We start from the raw sequence: 16,444 nt of genomic DNA on the forward strand, positions 1-16,444 counted from the left end.
CCAACCGGACGATGCCGAACCTGCCCTACAAGGAATCGGGCGCGTCCTGGAACGCGTCGGCGACGTTGCCCGCCAGATCGAGTGCCTGGCGAGCCCAGGTGGGAGTGGCTCCGGAAAGCCCGCATGCCGGCGTGACCGATATCTGACTCGCGAGAACCGCCCGGGGGAATCCCAGTCGGTCGACGAGCGTCACGGCAGGGGTGGCCACCTCACGCCATGTCGGTTCGCGCTCTGGCGCGGCCGACGGGACCAACCCCAGCAGCAGCGTCTTTCCGGCCTGCAGGAATTCGCCGACAGAATCGAGATCTTTCGATGTCACCAGCGACATGTCGATGGACGCAGCTTCGGCAGCGGTGCGCCGAATCAGATCGAGGGGGGCATCGGAACTGCAGCAGTGGATCACCGTCGGAACGCCGATTTGCCGCACAACCGAGTCGAGCAGATCCACGGCTTCCGGCTCGGGAACTGCGCGCACCGTATCGAGACGGGTCACGCCCGACAGCGAACCAGCCAGTACCGCAGGAAGACTCGGCTCGTCGAGTTGCACCACCACATCGACACCGAGCCGCGCAGACACTTCGGCGCAGTGCCTACGCATGCCCTCGGCCAGAGACTCCGCAAAATCTCGCACGGCTCCTCGATCGGTGAGCACGCGGTGCCCGCCGCGGAGTTCCACCTGCGCTGCCATCGTGAACGGGCCCGCGGCCTGAAGTTTGAGCACGCGATGAGTGGCGGCAAAACCGCCTGTCTCCCATAGCTCTTCCAGTACGTCGAGATCCTCGTGCAGCAAGTCCAACGCGCGCTGCGCACTCTTCGACTTCCCTTGCGCCACGCGATAGCCCGATGTTCGTACATCGAGCTCGAGGTCCACCATCAAGGCGCCTGTCCGGCCGATGATGTCGGCACCGAGGCCCCGAGCAGGCAGTTCCACCAGATGGGGAAGTGCAGGAAGTTCACCCAGAACGATCGACGCCGCTTCCCGAATGTCCGTTCCCGGCCAGGACCCGATCCCTGTTGCCAACGCGCCGAAGACGCTGTTGCTCACTCGTTCTCGGAACGCGTGCCGGCGATGGTCGAGCTACCGATGACGATGTCTCCCTGCACGTCACTGCGGTAGAGAACCGCAGCTTGGCCCTTGGCCACACCGGTGAGCGCGGTGCGCAACTGGATGTCGACGCCGCCGTCCGCGGTGGCTTCGGCGACGGCTTCGGTCATTCCGCCGTGCGCTCGAACCTGGACGACGCATTCGATCGGGCCGGTCGGCGCAACGCCCTCGGTCCAGATCGCACGATTGCCGACGATTCCCCAGACATCGAGCCGCGTTGCGGAACCGACGATGACGTTCCCGCTCTCCGGCTCGATCGCCGTGACGTAGCGCGGCTTGCCGTCACCGGCGGGACCTTCGACGCCGAGCCCCTTGCGCTGCCCGATCGTGAAGCCGTGCACGCCGTCGTGATCCGCGAGCTCGGCGCCGGTGTCGGCATCGACGACCTTGCCGGGGCGAATGCCGATCTTGGCACCGAGAAACGCTCGGGTGTCGCCCGATGGAATGAAACAGATGTCGTGACTGTCGGGCTTGTCGGCAACCGCAAGTCCGCGTTCGGCTGCTTCGGCGCGGATCTCCGACTTGGGTGTGTCACCGATCGGGAACATCGCACGCGCAAGCTGGCCCCGCGTCAGGACTGCCAGGACGTAGGACTGATCCTTGTCCGCGTCGACTGCGCGGCGTAGAACACCGTCGTGCAGCTGCGCGTAGTGCCCGGTCGCGATTGCATCGAATCCGAGAGCGAGAGCTCGGTCGGCGAGGGCCGAGAATTTGATCTTCTCGTTGCAGCGCAGGCACGGGTTTGGCGTCTCCCCGGCGGCATAAGACTCGATGAAATCGTCGATGACGTCTTCCTTGAACCGATCCGCGAAGTCCCAGACATAGAACGGAATGCCCAGAACGTCTGCGGCGCGACGCGCATCGCCCGCGTCCTCCTTGGAGCAGCAACCGCGTGAACCGTTTCGCAGAGTCCCCGGCTCGGTCGACAACGCCAGATGTACACCGACCACGTCGTGACCGTCGTCGACGGCGCGCGCGGCCGCAACGGCCGAGTCCACTCCGCCGCTCATTGCAGCAAGTACCCGCATCAGGCCTGTCCTTTCCATACTGTCCTTCTCGCAGAACCACGCATCAGCGCTGTCCTCCCCGAGCTCCTACGCTCGCCAATCCCGCAGCACGGGCACGTTCGACAACCTGAGGCAACGCCGCCAGCAGGGCGTCCACATCCGAATCGGACGACTCGGTTCCCAGCGAAAACCGCAACGATCCGCGCGCGGTGGACGGGTCGGCGCCCATCGCGGTCAACACGTGGGACGCACTGGCCACCCCTGCGGTACAGGCGGAACCCGTCGAGCATTCTATTCCGGCGGCATCGAGCAACATCAACAGGGAGTCGCCCTCGCATCCGGGAAACGTGAAGTGAGCGATCCCGGGGAGTCGCTCGTCACCGAGCGCGCCATTGACGATCACATCGGGATCGATGTCCTCGACTCCCGAAATCATCCGATCGCGCAGCCGGCTCAGCTCAGCGCTACGCACGTCGAGACCGGTAACGGTGTCCGACAGTGCCGCAGCCATCGCAACGACGGACGCGGTGTCGTGAGTTCCGGATCTGACATCCCGCTCGTGGCCGCCGCCGTGCAGCAACGGTACACAGGCAACAGTGCGGCCGAGCAGAAGTGCACCGACGCCCTGCGGACCCCCGAACTTGTGGGCGGCGATGCTCAGCGCCGACAAACCGCTGTCCTTGAAATCGACCGGCAAGTGCGGCACGGCTTGGATCGCATCACTGTGGATGGGAATGTCGAACTCCCGTGCCACCGCAGCAAGTTCCCGGATCGGCATGATGGTGCCGACTTCGTTGTTGGCCCACATGATGGTGATCAGTGCGGTCTCGTCCGCGTGCAGCGCGAGTTCGGCGCGAAGTGTGTCTGGATGCACGCGTCCGAACGCGTCCACGGGCAACCAGGTGACCGAGGCCCCCTCGTGCTCGGCCAGCCACTCGACGGCGTCGAGGACGGCATGGTGCTCCACCGAGCTCGCCACGATCCGCGTTCGGCTGGAATCGGCATCGCGGCGTGCCGAATAGATTCCCTTGACCGCGAGATTGTCGCTTTCGGTTCCGCCTGAGGTGAAGATCACTTCGGACGGTCTGGCGCCGAGGTTCGCAGCGATGGATTCACGGGACTCTTCGACGCGGCGTCGCGCCGCACGCCCCGATCCGTGCAGCGACGACGCATTGCCGACGGTTGCGAACACAGCCGTCATCGCCTCGATCGCTACCGACGACATTGGTGTCGTCGCAGCGTGGTCGAGGTATACGGATGCACTCGTCGTGTGGGAAGCAGCCGAACTGCGTGCAGAAGGCATAACGTCCTTCAGGATAGCTGCTCGACGCCGGTCCTCTTCTCGACGCTCGACAACGTCAGAAGTCGACCGGGACCTCTGAGATTGCGAGTGCATCCGCATTCATCACGGCGTGCACCGCACGATCGTGGCCCTCACCGGCCCTGGCGGAGGCTTCGCACCGGCGAGCGAGATCACGACGATCGTTTCCCGGCGGCTCAGGCGCGGCCAGTTCGACGTGCGCGACGATGCCCTTCAGCCGGAAAACCCGACCGATCGACGTGCCGATCGTCTCGTCGCCCACGAAACACGTGGCGGTGGTCAAGATCCGATCGGAGTCGATGTACCGCAGACGCAGCGGCTGCACCCAGGTCTCCGTATCGACGGCCGCCTGGAACATCGCAGGCTTGAAAGATCCATATGCCCGCCCACACCAGGTCGTGCCTTCCGGAAACACGACCACCGTGCCGCCGCTACGGAGTCTCTGCGCAACCTGCTCGACGGTGTCCGGCAGTGAGCGCAGGTTCCGACGGTGGATCGGCAGCACCTTCATCGATCGTGCCAGCAGTCCCAGAATCGGCCAGTCGATCAGGTCGCCGCGGGCGACGAAGGTCGCCGGACGTAGGGCGGTGAGTACCAGAACATCGGTCCAGGAGACGTGGCCGGCAACCACGAGTGCCCCATCGTCGGTTCGTGACTTCTCGCGATCGGAGCGGAGATCGTTGACGGAGAGCCGAATTCCGACCGCGAAGAGCAGCATTCTGGAGCCGAATCCGGTGACTGTGCGCCGGGCCCGCGGCGACACGACGCCCACTAGGATCAGCACCGGTAACAGACTGAAAGCCAACAGCGCCACCATGACTCGCGCTACGACGACGACGTGACGGACAGTGACGAGATCACGCGGAACACACCCTTCGCCACACGGGCTCGACGGCATCCACGCGTGGTCGAATTCCTTCTGCGCTGGAGCGGGAAGTGCAGACCGGCTCATGCTCGCGTCCTCGTCTCGTAGGTGGTGGCAGCGCTTCTGAGTCGGTCGAGGTAGCGAGTGTTCGCCTCGTGCAGTCCCAGCAGGGCGACGAAATCCGCAACTCCGAAGTCGGGATCGTGAGCAGGCTCACCGCAAATGGTTGCACCGAGTCTGAGGTAGCCCTTGAGCAGCGGAGGAATGGCAGGGCGGACGGGCGCCGGGATATCTCCCAGAACGAGCCCGTTCACCACGACAGGGTTGTACGGCACTACCCGACGATCTTCCTCGGAGCCGTGCTTGGCCATGAGAAAGTCTCGGACAGCGTGGACGTTGGCACCCGCAGGGTCGTCCGGTTTTGCGTGCATGGGAACGGAGACGCATCCCATGCACCATTCGAGTCCGGTCACTTCCAGGTAGTGCAGAATCCCGGCCCACATGAGACCTAGCACCGATCCCGACCGGTGCTCGGGGCGTACGACGGCTCGACCCATCTCCACAACGCGGTTGCCTGCGGGATCGAGGGCGGACAGGTCGAATTCCGTTGCGGTGTAGTAGCCACCGGCTGCAATGGCAGCGTCGGGCGGAAGCATTCGGTAGCAGCCCACGAAACTGTCGTCGCTGTTGTCCCGTACGAGCAGGTGGTCGCAGTACTCGTCGAAGCGGTCTGCGTCCTTACCGTCGGTACCGTGGGGGATCTCGAAGCCCGGCTCGGAGGCGAAGACGTCGTAGCGGAGTCGCTGTGCGGCTTCGCGGTGGTCTCGGTCGGTGGAGAGAACGAGCGAGTACCGATCGGTCGCAGGCGGGGAGCCTGCGGACCGACCCAGGTGTACAGGCGGGGTGACTGCGTGCGAGGTCATGACTGAAGTGGTCATGATTGTGTGTCTAACGAGCCAGAACGGCGTCAGTGCGTCACGGGGGTAACGCGTCCACGGACGTTGCGTGAACTGCTGCAGACGCAGTTCGGCCCCCACCCTCGGCGAGGATGGGGGCCGAATCGACGAAACTGGGTGTCAGCCCTTGTGCTTCTTGACTGCTTCGGTGAGCTGCGGTGCGACGTTGAAGAGGTCTCCCACGATGCCGTAGTCGGCGATCTCGAAGATGGGTGCTTCCTCGTCCTTGTTGACCGCGACGATGGTCTTCGAGGTCTGCATTCCCGCGCGGTGCTGGATGGCACCCGAGATACCCAATGCGACGTACAGCTGCGGGGAGACGGTCTTACCGGTCTGGCCGACCTGGAACTGGCCCGGGTAGTAACCGGAGTCCACAGCAGCACGCGAGGCCCCGACAGCCGCACCGAGCGAATCGGCGAGTTCTTCGACGACGTTGAACTTGTCAGCGCTTCCGACGCCACGTCCGCCGGAAACGACGACCTTGGCCTCCGTGAGCTCCGGACGGTCGCCGCCGACGATCGGGTCGCGCGAGGTGACCTTGGTGACGCCCTCTTCCTGAGCCGGGACCTCTACGGTTTCGCGAGTGCCGGCGCCAGCCTTGGGCTGGGCTTCGATGGCGCCCGGGCGAATGGAGATGACCGGAGCGTCGCCGTTGGCCTTGGCCTCGACGGTGAACGCGCCACCGAAGATGGAGTAGGTTGCGCTGCCGTCGCCGTCGATGCCGACGACGTCGTTGTGGTAGCCGGACCCGAGACGCGCGGCGAGGCGGCCTGCGACTTCCTTGCCTTCGATGGTCGCTGCGGTGATGATGGCAGCGGGGCTCACGGACTCGGCGAGGGCGGACAACACGTCGACCTTCGGCGTGATGATGAAGCCGTCGATGTCGTCGGATTCGGCGGCGTAGATCTTCTCTGCGCCGGCTTCGGTCAGCGCGTCGGCAACCTTGTCCGTGGTTCCGGCGGGGCCGGTGACGACTGCGGACGGCTCGCCCAGCGCGCGGGCGGCGGTGATCAGCTCGAGGCTGACCTTCTTGAGGGTTCCCTCGACGTGCTCCACGAGCACGAGTACTTCTGCCATGACTTGCTCTCCTTATGTGGTGTGCGCGGCGTGTCTGGGTGAGATCAGATGATCTTCTGGCCGACGAGGTAGGTAGCGATCTTGTCGCCGCCGTCGCCCTCGTCGGTGACCCGCTCGCCTGCAGTCTTGGGAGGCTTCGGGGTGGACGACGTGACGGTGGTGCCTGCATTCTCGACACCGACGATGCCGTCCTCGACACCGATCTCCGCGAGAGTGATCGTCTGAACCGTCTTCTTCTTCGCGGCCATGATGCCCTTGAAGGAGGGGAAACGCGGCTCGTTGATCTTCTCGGTGACACTCACGATGGCGGGCAGCGACGCCTCGAGGCCGAAGATGCCCTCGTCGGTTTCGCGCTCGCCGGAAACCTTGCCGTCGGCGACGGTCAGCTTGCGCAGCTGGGTGAGGGCGGGGATCTGCAAGTACTCGGCGATGATGGCGGGCACGGCACCGGTGCGTCCGTCGGTCGCTTCGTTACCCGCGATGATCAGGTCGGCAGGCTCGTCGTTCTCGAATGCGACATTCCCGAGTGCAGCAGCCAGCGCGTACGCAGTCTGGATGGCATCCGAACCGTGCAGCGAAGGATCGTTGAGGTGTACCGCACTGTCGGCGCCCATCGAGAGTGCCTTCCGAATGGCGTCGGTTGCGCGATCAGGGCCTGCGGAGAGAACCTTCACCTCGCCCCCCTGCGACTCCTTGATGAGAAGGGCTTCTTCGACAGCGCGCTCGTTGATCTCGTCGAGCACAGCGTCGGCTGCCTCACGGTCGAGCGTGAAGTCCCCGTCGGTGAGCTTGCGCTCGGACCATGTGTCGGGAACCTGCTTGATCAAAACAACGATGTTCGTCATGGGTCTGCGTCGACCTCCTGGTCGTGTTCCATCTGATGCGGACGTGTAAATCGATGTCCTGCGTATGGGTTCTTGCTGTTCTAGGCCTTGCCGTAGATTACCCCATGTTTAGTTACTGGTGGGTAACTTACCGCAGATCTTGTCTGACCATACATCCGACCCGCAAGCGATGAACCGCCACTCTCCGATCCGGAGCCAACATGCGGCAGTGGACCGCCCCTGGCTGATTGAAGGGGCGAGGCACTACCCTCTCGTCGGTGAGCGATTCATCGAACGCCGAAATGCCAACGAACCCGGGGACGTCAACGAGCACGAGGACGTCAACGAGCACGGTCGTGGCCGCAGCACCCGAGCCACTTCCCCTCACCGGAGAGCGCACCGTGCCAGGGATCGCAGAGGAGAACTACTGGTTCCGTCGGCACGAGGTGGTCTACGAAGCCATGCGCGAGCGTTGCACAGGCCGTGTCGTGCTCGAGGCCGGGTCAGGAGAAGGCTACGGAGCCAACATGATCGCCGAAGTTGCATCGACGGTCCTCGGACTCGATTACGACGCTTCGGCCGCGTCTCACGTTTACGATCGCTACCCGAGGATCGGCATGCTGCGCGGCAACCTCGCGACACTTCCCATCGCCGACGGTTCCGTCGATGTCGTGGTCAATTTCCAGGTGATCGAACACCTCTGGGATCAGGCGCAGTTCCTGGCCGAATGCTTTCGCGTCCTCGCCCCCGGCGGGTTGTTGCTCATCAGCACACCCAATCGGATCACCTTCTCCCCCGGTCGCGACACGCCGCTCAACCCCTTCCACACTCGCGAACTCGACGCCGCGGAACTCACCGAACTGCTGAAAGAAGCCCGTTTTTCGGTGGACACCATGACCGGCGTTCATCATGGAGGGGCATTGCGGGCACTCGACGACAAGCACGGCGGGTCCTTCATCGACGCACAGATCGAACGCGCACTCGCAGGCGAACCTTGGCCTGCGGATCTGACCGCCGATGTCGCTGCGGTCTCCACCGCAGATTTCGACATCGAGTCATCCGACATCGACGCGAGCCTCGACCTCGTGGCAATCGCGATCAAACCTGAAGACTCACCGGTGAGCGGGTGAGCACACCCGATGCCGTCGTGACCGAGCCGGGCATGTTCTCTCTTGTTCTTCATTCCCACCTGCCGTGGCTCGCCAATCACGGCCGGTGGCCCGTCGGCGAAGAATGGCTCTATCAATCTTGGGCTGGTTCCTATCTGCCACTGACTTCGATGCTCAGCCGACTGGCCGACGAGGGTCGAACGAACCTACTGTCTCTGGGGATCACGCCGGTGCTCGCCGCACAGCTGGACGATCCACATTGCCTGTCCGGCATGCATCACTGGTTGGGGAATTGGCAACTCCGCGCCCACGAGGCGCAGAACCGAGAACTCTCGACACGAGAGCATCGCTCGGCATCGGCTGCGCTCCACGAATTCGAAACACACTGGCGCCATGGCGGTTCCGGGGTGATCAGGACTCTCGTCGACTCGAGAGCGGTCGAATTGCTCGGCGGCCCGCTCGCCCATCCTTTCCAACCTTTGATGGATCCTCGACTGCGCCAATTCTCCTTGACCGAAGGTCTTTCCGACGCGCAGGGACGGTGGGGCACGCGTCCCTGCGGCATCTGGGCACCGGAGTGTGCTTACGCCCCTGGAATGGAAAACGAGTACGCCACAGCCGGTGTAACCCACTTCATGGTCGACGGTCCGGCACTTCGCGGCGACACCTCGCTCGGTCGGCCGGTTCGTGATTCCGGCGTCGTAGCGTTCGGCCGCGACCTGAGCGTCAGCTACCGCGTCTGGTCACCGAAATCCGGATATCCCGGCCATGCTGCATACCGCGACTTTCACACCTACGACCACGACACCGGACTCAAACATGCTCGGGTGACAGGCCGTACCGTCGACTCTGCGGACAAGGCTCCGTACGACCCAGCCGCTGCTGCGGCGGCCATCGACAAACATGTGTTGGATTTCGTCGACGCTGTACGAATGCGCCTGAGGGAGGAATCGGCCCGCATCGGGCGACCAGCACTCGTCGTCGCCGCATTCGACACCGAGCTGTTCGGACACTGGTGGTTCGAAGGTCCTCAGTGGCTGGAGAAGGTCCTACGAGCACTCCCGGAAGCGGGCATCGACATCGGCACTCTCGAAGACGCTCGGACGAGAGGATACGTCGGAGCTCCGACGCAGCTCGAGGAGTCGTCCTGGGGATCGGGCAAAGACTGGCGAGTCTGGGCGGGCGAGCAAGTCCACGATCTCGTCACGCTGAACTCCGAGGTCGTTCTCGCGGCTCTCGATGCCATCGACAAGAACCGCGGACCCAGCGGCGGTGGACAACCCGAATTGCGCAACAGGACGAACGACCAGATTCTGCGTGAGACACTGATGGCAATAGCAAGCGACTGGGCTTTCATGGTCAGCAAGGACTCCGCCGCAGGCTACGCACGGGAGCGCGCACACATCCACGCCCACGCATCGAGGGAGATCGCCGATGCGGTGTCGCGGGGGCAGGGCGAACGTGCCGCGGAGCTCGCGGCGCAGTGGAATCGAGCAGACGGTCTCTTTCCTTCGCTCGATGCGAGGCGACTGCGCACGGAACGGTCGTATTGCAGGGACGGGGAAACCGAGTGAAGATTTTGATGGTGTCGTGGGAATATCCACCGGTTGTAGTCGGCGGACTCGGTAGACACGTCCACCACTTGGCCACCGAACTCGTCCGAGTGGGCCACGAAGTGGTCGTACTCTCACGCCGTCCGACCGGCACCGACGCCTCGACACACCCGACTCATCATCGAATCGAGGACGGCGTACTCGTCGTCGCGGTCGCCGAGGATCCCGCACACTTCGTGTTCGGCGAGGACATGCTCTCCTGGACTCTTGCCATGGGGCACGCGATGGTGCGCGCCGGAATCGCACTGGGAAAGCCTGGCCTCGGCGAAGGCTGGCAGCCGGACGTCGTGCACGCACACGACTGGCTCGTCGCTCACCCGTCGATCGCTCTGGCCGAACACTACGACGTGCCGCTGGTCTCGACGATCCACGCGACCGAGGCGGGGCGTCACAGCGGATGGATCTCGGGTCCGGTCAATCGTCAGGTGCACTCGATCGAATGGTGGCTTGCCAGCGACTCGGACGCCGTCATAACGTGTTCTGCGTCGATGAAAGACGAAGTCACGCGATTGTTCGGTGTCCGCCATTCTGCCGTGCACGTGATCCGCAACGGAATCGACATTCGAACGTGGAGCTACCGGCGCCGTGAACCCCGCCAGGAGCCCGCGAAACTTCTGTACGTCGGCCGTCTCGAATACGAGAAGGGCATCCAGGACGCGATCGCCGCGCTTCCACGGATTCGTCGCAGTCATCCCGGCACGACCCTCCACATCGCCGGCGAAGGCACCCAATTCGCCTGGCTCGCGCAGCTGGCGCGCACACACCGCGTCTCCCGCGCGGTCTCGTTTCTCGGCTCGCTCGACCACACCGAACTTCTCGGCTGGCTCCATGGCGCCGATGCGATCGTTCTACCGAGCCGCTACGAACCGTTCGGAATTATCGCACTCGAAGCAGCGGCCGCGGGGATTCCGCTCGTGGCGTCGACTGCAGGCGGACTCGGCGAGGCCATCGTCGACGGCGTCACAGGTCTGTCTTTCGAACCGTCCGATGTCGCCGGACTCGCCGCGGCCGTCCGCCGCGTCTTGGACAACGTGGACGCGGCACAGGACCGAGCGGCGGCGGCGCGGGAGCGGCTCACCGTCGACTTCGACTGGAAGCACGTCGCCGACGCCACCGCTCAGGTCTACCTCGCCAGCAAGCGCAAGGTTCGATTTCCACTGGCGCGGCCGGTCATCGTCGAGCGGGCTCTACCCGAGCGAGGCTGAGCCGCCTTTGACCCCGTAGAGGTCATCGTGGCACTACTGTGCCGGCACAGCTCAGTTTCTTCGGGCGGCCGCAGCCGCATCGAGTGCTTTCTTTCGTTCGATGTCCTCGAGGGCCGCGATGTACTTCGCCCGCTCGCCGGCACCGGCTTCCCAGTCCGCCTTGCGGTTGCGGACCACCTTTGCCGGGGCGCCGACGGCGATGCTGTAGTCCGGGATCGTGCCCTTCACCACTGCGTGCGCGCCGAGCACGCATCCGCGCCCGACGCTCGTTTCGCGTAGGACCGTGACCTTGGCCGCGATCCAGGTGTCGGGGCCGATCCGCACCGGTCCTTTCACGATGCCCTGATCCTTGATCGGAGTGTTGACATCGTCCATCCGGTGATCGAAATCGCAGATGTAGCACCAGTCCGCGACGAGAGTCGACGCGCCGATTTCTATGTCCAGATAAGTGTTGACGACGTTGTCCTTGCCGAACACCACTTTGTCCCCGATACGCAGCGAACCCTCGTGGCATCGAATCGCGTTGCCGTCGCCGATGTGTACCCAGCGTCCAATTTCGAGCCTGGCCAGCTCGGGAGTCGAGTGGATCTCGACGTTCTTACCGAGAAAAACCATGCCTCGGAGAATCACATGCGGGTTGGCGGCTTTGAAACGTGCCAACCTGAAGTAGCGCACCAGGTACCAGGGTGTGTACGCCTTGTTCTGGAGGACCCAGCGGAGCGAATCCAGAGTGAGGAAACGGGCCTGATCCTCGTCGCGGAGCCGCGATCCTCGCCACCGCGAACGCAGCGGCGCGTTCCACATACTCGTCATAGGAAGCCACACTAGTTTCGGATATGCCCTACGGTCCAACTCCCCCGCGAGCCGCCTCTCTGCTCCACCCGTCCGCCGCGATAGTCTCTGTCCTTGACGTTGGTGAAGAAAGAACAGCGAAGGAGAGCACAGGGTGCTTGGCGGCAGGGCGGATTTCGCTCGCGTAGCAGTGCTGGCGACGGTGGTCGCGCTGGTATCGGCAGCGTGCGGCGGTAGCGGCGACACCATCGACGCATTCGCCCCCGGAAGTTGGCCGGCAGTCCACGGCGACGCCCGAAACAGCAACAGCACCGGCCACACCGGCCTGTCCGATCTGTCACTCGAGTGGTCACGTCCGTTGGGCGGCACCGTGGTCACGCCACTGTCCATCGCGTCGAGCGGGCAGATGTTCGTTTCGACCACGACCGACGCGGGATGCAATGTGTTCTCGTTCGACATCGAATCGGGTAGGAAGCAGTGGTGCAACCGACTCGGGCCGTCGGTCGCCACGGCAACTCCGCTCGTCGATTCGGTTGCCAACGTGTACGTCGGGGATGACGGCGGGTTTTCCTCGTACAATGACCACGGCCAATTACGTTGGCGCACTCCGACGTACGGCGTTCCGCGCTCGGCACAGTTCCTCGGTGACGGAAGCGTTCTGGCGATCACCCAGCTCGGGCAGGTCAACATCCTGGACACTCAGACCGGGCAGTCCACCGTGGCGATCCACGACCTGATCTCACCGCCCGACTTCCTCGACGCCCCCGATACCGGATTCTCACCACCCGAGACCGGCCTCGCCGAATGCGCAACCGGCGCGGCCGACTGCCCCGTGGCCGCGGCGCCTGCCGTCGACCTGGAGGCGTCGAACATCTACCTGGTGCTATGGCGTCCAGGAGCCATTGCGCCGCAACTCGTTTCATTGCACTACGATGCCGATGCAACCCCGGCGGTCACCGAACGGTGGTCTTCGGATCTGCTCCCCGCAGGTGTCGCATCGTCTCCGGTGCTGTCGGAGGACGGAAACACCGTCTATGTGGCCGACGTCGACGGCAGACTCAACGCCTACAATTCCTCCGACGGATCCTCGAAATGGACGTTCGGCGCCGGCTTCGGCGCGTCCGCGACACCGTCGGTGGGTGCGGACGGATTCATCGTTCCGGCAGGGGGACCCGGCGTGCGGTCCATCAGCGACGACGGCGACCACGCGAGCGTGAGATGGTCCCGTGACGACATCGAGCAGGCAGGCACCCCGGTTCAGACCGCCGACGGTACGGCGTTGGTGGTCACTCGCCGCGGAGACGGGTTGATGCTCGAATCGCTCGATGCCAACTCCGGCAACACCACATCGAGCACATCCTTGCCCGGCGCGACAGGCTTCACTGTTGGCACCTCCATCGGCCCGGATGGTCAAGTAATCACCTCGACCTACCTCGGCGAAATCTTTACTTACACCGACTGATTCCATCCATCGGGGTGATTCTTACCGCCCGGCTTCCGCGCTTCACAGACGAACGCGACTGCCGAGCGGCCGATGCGGGTGATCACCACCGACATCGCCAGATCGCCCTCCAGCTTCAGCTTTGGCCTGAGCACTGCTGGATCGACATCGACTCCGCGGACCAGGATCTCGACCGATCCACAGCGGTGTGATGCCAACGCCTGCCGAAGAGTCTTCTCAGAGAACTTGATTCGATCGAGAACACGGAACCCGTTGACGCCACGGGGAACCGAATCACCCGTCAGGTACGCGATTCGGGGGTCGAGCTGCCACAGCCCGTGACGAGCGGCGTAGTGCCGAACCAGCCCCGCTCGAACGATTGCGCCATCCGGGTCGATCAACCACGCGCCCGGCTCGCGCTCCTCGATCTCATCGGATTCTGCTCCCGTGATTTCCTCGCAGGATCCGTCGGAGCTCAACACCGATGCACGCCGCGCGGTTGTGCTCGATCGCAGACTTCCGCGCGTCAGCTCTTGACTCGTCAATCCCGGCGACCACAGACATGCTTCCTTCACACCTCCGTCGAGGGACACCACTTCGATTTCTCCAGCCCAGTTCAGCGCATCGAAGTCCAGCCCAGGCGCGCACTTGACCACCAGATCACGACCTGAGTACACGTCGAGAAGCGCCGGTAGCGGCGGTTGCAATGCAGCTGGATCGCGGGTCCTGCGACCCCCGGCGCGCCTGCCAGGATCTGCGAGTACGACTGTGCCGCGGCTGGTCGGCGTCAGCGCATCGGCTCGGAAGACACTGGCACTCGGCGCATTGTGGGCTGCCATCCGCAGCCGAATCGAATCGAGATCGCTGCCGACGACGGCACCGGGTGTGGTCGACAACGCCGCCAGTTCAGTGCCGATCGAACAGGTTACGTCGTGAACGTCACGACCGGACAGTCGGACGGCCCGACGCGATGCGACGATCGACGGGGTCGCCTGCTGTACGGCGTCGTCGGTCAGCAGCCAGCTCTCACTGCCGGCGATCTTTGATTTCGCCTTGCGTCTGAGCGTCGCGGTTTCGACCAAGGACGCGCTGTGATCTCCGTACACACTGCGAGCGGACGCCACGTCGGACAGCAGTGAGGATGTCGTCAGCGGCATGCGATCGACGTCGAGCGTCGGTGAATGCGTAGGACATGGTTGCTAGGTGTAGATCAGTCGGACTTGACTCCGGTGATCATCACGTTGTAAAAGTATCCGCGAGGCACGACGTGCTTGAGCACCTTTTCGTCGACCCAGCTCAACGTCTTCCAACCACCGAAGGCGAACTTCGCCCAGTTCCAGCCGAGCTTCTCGGCCGGAACAGCGGCCTCGAAGGTCCGAACCGGCCATCCGAGCAACGCAGCGGCGAATTCTTCGGTGCGAGCCTCCACTTCCACCGCACCCGCACTGAGCGCAATGTTCTCGAGATCGGACGGATCGAAAGTGTGAATGTCCACCACGGCCTCGAGCGCAGCAGCGCGCGAGGACTCGTCGAGCTCCTCCTGCGGTTTGCGCCAACTGGCCAGGAACGGGAGCTTGGTAGTGCGTGTGGTGGCTTCCCAGGTGAGTCGGCCGAGCCAACGCGCGTAGAAGTTTCCGACGGTGGTCGGTTCGCCTGCGAAGACGAAGCGCCCACCGGGCTTGAGCACTCGCAGGACCTCGCGCAAAGACTGCTCCACGTCGGGAATGTGGTGCAGCACCGCATGCCCGACAACCAAGTCGAACGTGTTGTCCGCGTACGGAATGGTTTCGGCGTCGGCGACGCGGCCGTCAACGTCTAGCTTCAAGTGACCGGCATTGCGCAGTGCAACTTTCACCATGCCGGGGGAAAGATCGGTGACCGACCCCTTCTCGGCAACACCTGCCTGCATCAGGTTGAGCAGGAAGAAACCGGTGCCGCATCCGAGTTCGAGTGCGCGTCCGTACGGCAATGCGTCCTGGGCTCCCGGCTGCCCGGCGACGGCCTGGTCGAAACGACCGCGTGCGTACTCGATACAACGTTCGTCGTAGGAGATCGACCATTTGTCGTCGTACGTCTCCGCTTCCCAATCGTGATAGAGAACTTGGGCGAGTTTTGTATCGCTTCGCGCGGCCTCGACCTGCTCGGCTGTGGCGTGCGGATTCGGTGCGGGGTCCCCCGCGGCGTCGGAAACCACGTGCAGGGTGGCGTCAGCGCTTGTGGTCTCGGCGCTGTCGCTGCCGTCGTGAGAGCTTGCAGTCATCAGGGCAGCCTACTATCCAGTAGAGAATGAACAAGTTCCAGTTTGCGGAGCGACGATCACTCCCCGGTGAAGTCGGCCTTACCTGGACCGTTGGCGATGAACGATTCCATGCCGATTGCACGATCCTTCGTGGCGAACAGGGCTGCGAACTGCTGGGCCTCGATCTTCAGGCCCGTGTGCAAGTCCGTGTCGAGACCCTGATCGATCGACGCTTTCGCGGCGGCGAGTGCGCGTGATGCACCCTTGGTGAACTGCGACGCCCACTTCCTCGCGGCGTTGTACACCTCATCCGGTGCCACCACTTCGTCGACGAGACCGATGCGGAGCGCTTCCTCCGCACCGACGAAGCGACCCGTGAACACCATGTCCTTGGCCTTGCTCGGGCCGATGAGACGCGCGAGTCGCTGAGTTCCGCCGCCGCCGGGAATCACACCGAGCAATACTTCCGGTACTCCGAGCTTCGCGTTGTCACCGGCGATACGACGGTCTGCGCCGAGGGCAACCTCGAGTCCGCCGCCGAGAGCGTATCCGGTGATTGCGGCCACAACAGGCTTGGGAATCGCGGCGAGCGCGCCGAGACCCGACTGTAGATCGCCGGCGATGGCAGCCATCTGCGACGCCGACAGCTCAACCATTTCCTTGATGTCCGCTCCCGCGGCGAAGACCTTCTCGCCGCCGTAGACGATGACCGCCTTGACGGCGGAGTTCGTCGTCGCTTCCCGTGCTGCCAGCCGGATCTCTTCTTGGACTTGACGGTTCAATGCATTCATAGGGGGACGATCCAACCGGATCGTACCGATGCCGTCTGCTACCTCGAGTGCCACGAACTCTGCCATGGCCGCAACGGTACCGGTGTGGGAACTACCGAC

Annotated in this window: 14 protein-coding genes and 1 pseudogene; 4 read left to right on the forward strand and 11 right to left on the reverse strand. The window is 63.9% G+C overall.

What is annotated here, in order from left to right; translation table 11 throughout:
* Nucleotides 1-25: 25 nt before the first annotated feature.
* The 7 genes from QMK17_RS01475 to QMK17_RS01505 form a co-directional block, all read right to left on the reverse strand.
* The gene (locus QMK17_RS01475) at nt 26-1,045 is read right to left on the reverse strand and encodes a methionine synthase (RefSeq protein WP_283506557.1); all 1,020 of its coding nucleotides are present in this window, start codon (nt 1,043-1,045) and stop codon (nt 26-28) included.
* Nucleotides 1,042-2,133, reverse strand: coding sequence for a tRNA 2-thiouridine(34) synthase MnmA (mnmA, locus tag QMK17_RS01480; protein ID WP_283506558.1), 1,092 nt, complete (start codon nt 2,131-2,133; stop codon nt 1,042-1,044). The genes QMK17_RS01475 and mnmA overlap by 4 nt, the downstream gene beginning before the upstream one ends.
* A 43-nt stretch (nt 2,134-2,176) precedes the next feature.
* On the reverse strand, nt 2,177-3,415 hold the full coding sequence (locus QMK17_RS01485; RefSeq protein ID WP_283506559.1) for a cysteine desulfurase family protein: 1,239 nt from the start codon (nt 3,413-3,415) through the stop codon (nt 2,177-2,179).
* Nucleotides 3,416-3,470: 55 nt separating this feature from the next.
* Nucleotides 3,471-4,385: a lysophospholipid acyltransferase family protein gene (locus tag QMK17_RS01490; protein ID WP_283506560.1), complete on the reverse strand. Its 915-nt coding sequence runs from the start codon at nt 4,383-4,385 to the stop codon at nt 3,471-3,473.
* The gene (locus QMK17_RS01495; protein WP_283506561.1) at nt 4,382-5,236 is read right to left on the reverse strand and encodes a GNAT family N-acetyltransferase; all 855 of its coding nucleotides are present in this window, start codon (nt 5,234-5,236) and stop codon (nt 4,382-4,384) included. Before QMK17_RS01495 ends, QMK17_RS01490 begins: the two co-directional genes overlap by 4 nt.
* Before the next feature lie 138 nt (nt 5,237-5,374).
* Nucleotides 5,375-6,331, reverse strand: a complete 957-nt coding sequence (locus QMK17_RS01500; protein ID WP_283506562.1) for an electron transfer flavoprotein subunit alpha/FixB family protein — start codon at nt 6,329-6,331, stop codon at nt 5,375-5,377.
* A 44-nt stretch (nt 6,332-6,375) separates the two neighbouring features.
* Nucleotides 6,376-7,176 carry an electron transfer flavoprotein subunit beta/FixA family protein gene (locus tag QMK17_RS01505; RefSeq protein WP_283506563.1) on the reverse strand — a complete coding sequence of 267 codons (801 nt, stop codon included), beginning with the start codon at nt 7,174-7,176 and terminating at the stop codon, nt 6,376-6,378.
* A gap of 281 nt (nt 7,177-7,457) precedes the next feature.
* Here QMK17_RS01505 and QMK17_RS01510 point away from each other — a divergent pair, with 281 nt between their 5' ends.
* The 3 genes from QMK17_RS01510 to QMK17_RS01520 are packed head-to-tail and all read left to right on the forward strand — an operon-like array spanning nt 7,458 to nt 11,082.
* Nucleotides 7,458-8,285: a class I SAM-dependent methyltransferase gene (locus QMK17_RS01510; protein ID WP_283506676.1), complete on the forward strand. Its 828-nt coding sequence runs from the start codon at nt 7,458-7,460 to the stop codon at nt 8,283-8,285.
* 32 nt (nt 8,286-8,317) lie between these two features.
* The gene (locus QMK17_RS01515) at nt 8,318-9,838 is read left to right on the forward strand and encodes a glycoside hydrolase family 57 protein (RefSeq protein WP_283506677.1); all 1,521 of its coding nucleotides are present in this window, start codon (nt 8,318-8,320) and stop codon (nt 9,836-9,838) included.
* Entirely contained in the window at nt 9,835-11,082 is a 1,248-nt protein-coding gene (locus QMK17_RS01520; protein ID WP_283506564.1) for a glycosyltransferase family 4 protein, read from the forward strand. The genes QMK17_RS01515 and QMK17_RS01520 overlap by 4 nt, the downstream gene beginning before the upstream one ends.
* Before the next feature lie 51 nt (nt 11,083-11,133).
* Here QMK17_RS01520 and QMK17_RS01525 read toward each other — a convergent pair whose 3' ends face one another.
* On the reverse strand, nt 11,134-11,895 hold the full coding sequence (locus tag QMK17_RS01525) for an acyltransferase (RefSeq protein WP_283506565.1): 762 nt from the start codon (nt 11,893-11,895) through the stop codon (nt 11,134-11,136).
* A 133-nt stretch (nt 11,896-12,028) separates the two neighbouring features.
* On the opposite strand from QMK17_RS01525, the gene QMK17_RS01530 reads away from it, so the two are divergent.
* Nucleotides 12,029-13,336, forward strand: a complete 1,308-nt coding sequence (locus tag QMK17_RS01530; RefSeq protein ID WP_283506566.1) for an outer membrane protein assembly factor BamB family protein — start codon at nt 12,029-12,031, stop codon at nt 13,334-13,336.
* Here QMK17_RS01530 and QMK17_RS01535 read toward each other — a convergent pair.
* From QMK17_RS01535 to QMK17_RS01545, 3 genes and pseudogenes are all read right to left on the reverse strand, one after another.
* Nucleotides 13,324-14,484: pseudogene (locus QMK17_RS01535) on the reverse strand (THUMP-like domain-containing protein); the annotation flags it as partial. The gene QMK17_RS01530 and the pseudogene QMK17_RS01535 overlap by 13 nt on opposite strands.
* A 41-nt stretch (nt 14,485-14,525) precedes the next feature.
* The gene (locus QMK17_RS01540; RefSeq protein ID WP_283506568.1) at nt 14,526-15,575 is read right to left on the reverse strand and encodes a class I SAM-dependent methyltransferase; all 1,050 of its coding nucleotides are present in this window, start codon (nt 15,573-15,575) and stop codon (nt 14,526-14,528) included.
* 56 nt (nt 15,576-15,631) lie between these two features.
* Nucleotides 15,632-16,411, reverse strand: coding sequence for an enoyl-CoA hydratase/isomerase family protein (locus QMK17_RS01545; RefSeq protein WP_283506569.1), 780 nt, complete (start codon nt 16,409-16,411; stop codon nt 15,632-15,634).
* Nucleotides 16,412-16,444 lie beyond the last annotated feature (33 nt).

It is taken from the genome of Rhodococcus sp. G-MC3 (assembly GCF_030063335.1).
Lineage (GTDB): Bacteria > Actinomycetota > Actinomycetes > Mycobacteriales > Mycobacteriaceae > Rhodococcoides.

Excerpts from the sequence above, each read along its gene's own strand:
- QMK17_RS01500 (WP_283506562.1), bottom strand. The coding sequence starts at position 6,331 with ATGGCAGAAGTACTCGTGCTCGTGGAGCACGTCGAGGGAACCCTCAAG.
- QMK17_RS01545 (WP_283506569.1), bottom strand. The coding sequence starts at position 16,411 with ATGGCAGAGTTCGTGGCACTCGAGGTAGCAGACGGCATCGGTACGATC.
- QMK17_RS01540 (WP_283506568.1), bottom strand. The coding sequence starts at position 15,575 with ATGACTGCAAGCTCTCACGACGGCAGCGACAGCGCCGAGACCACAAGC.
- mnmA (WP_283506558.1), bottom strand. The coding sequence starts at position 2,133 with ATGCGGGTACTTGCTGCAATGAGCGGCGGAGTGGACTCGGCCGTTGCG.
- QMK17_RS01505 (WP_283506563.1), bottom strand. The coding sequence starts at position 7,176 with ATGACGAACATCGTTGTTTTGATCAAGCAGGTTCCCGACACATGGTCC.
- QMK17_RS01490 (WP_283506560.1), bottom strand. The coding sequence starts at position 4,385 with ATGAGCCGGTCTGCACTTCCCGCTCCAGCGCAGAAGGAATTCGACCAC.
- QMK17_RS01525 (WP_283506565.1), bottom strand. The coding sequence starts at position 11,895 with ATGACGAGTATGTGGAACGCGCCGCTGCGTTCGCGGTGGCGAGGATCG.
- QMK17_RS01510 (WP_283506676.1), top strand. The coding sequence starts at position 7,458 with ATGCCAACGAACCCGGGGACGTCAACGAGCACGAGGACGTCAACGAGC.
- QMK17_RS01485 (WP_283506559.1), bottom strand. The coding sequence starts at position 3,415 with ATGCCTTCTGCACGCAGTTCGGCTGCTTCCCACACGACGAGTGCATCC.
- QMK17_RS01515 (WP_283506677.1), top strand. The coding sequence starts at position 8,318 with ATGTTCTCTCTTGTTCTTCATTCCCACCTGCCGTGGCTCGCCAATCAC.
- QMK17_RS01495 (WP_283506561.1), bottom strand. The coding sequence starts at position 5,236 with ATGACCACTTCAGTCATGACCTCGCACGCAGTCACCCCGCCTGTACAC.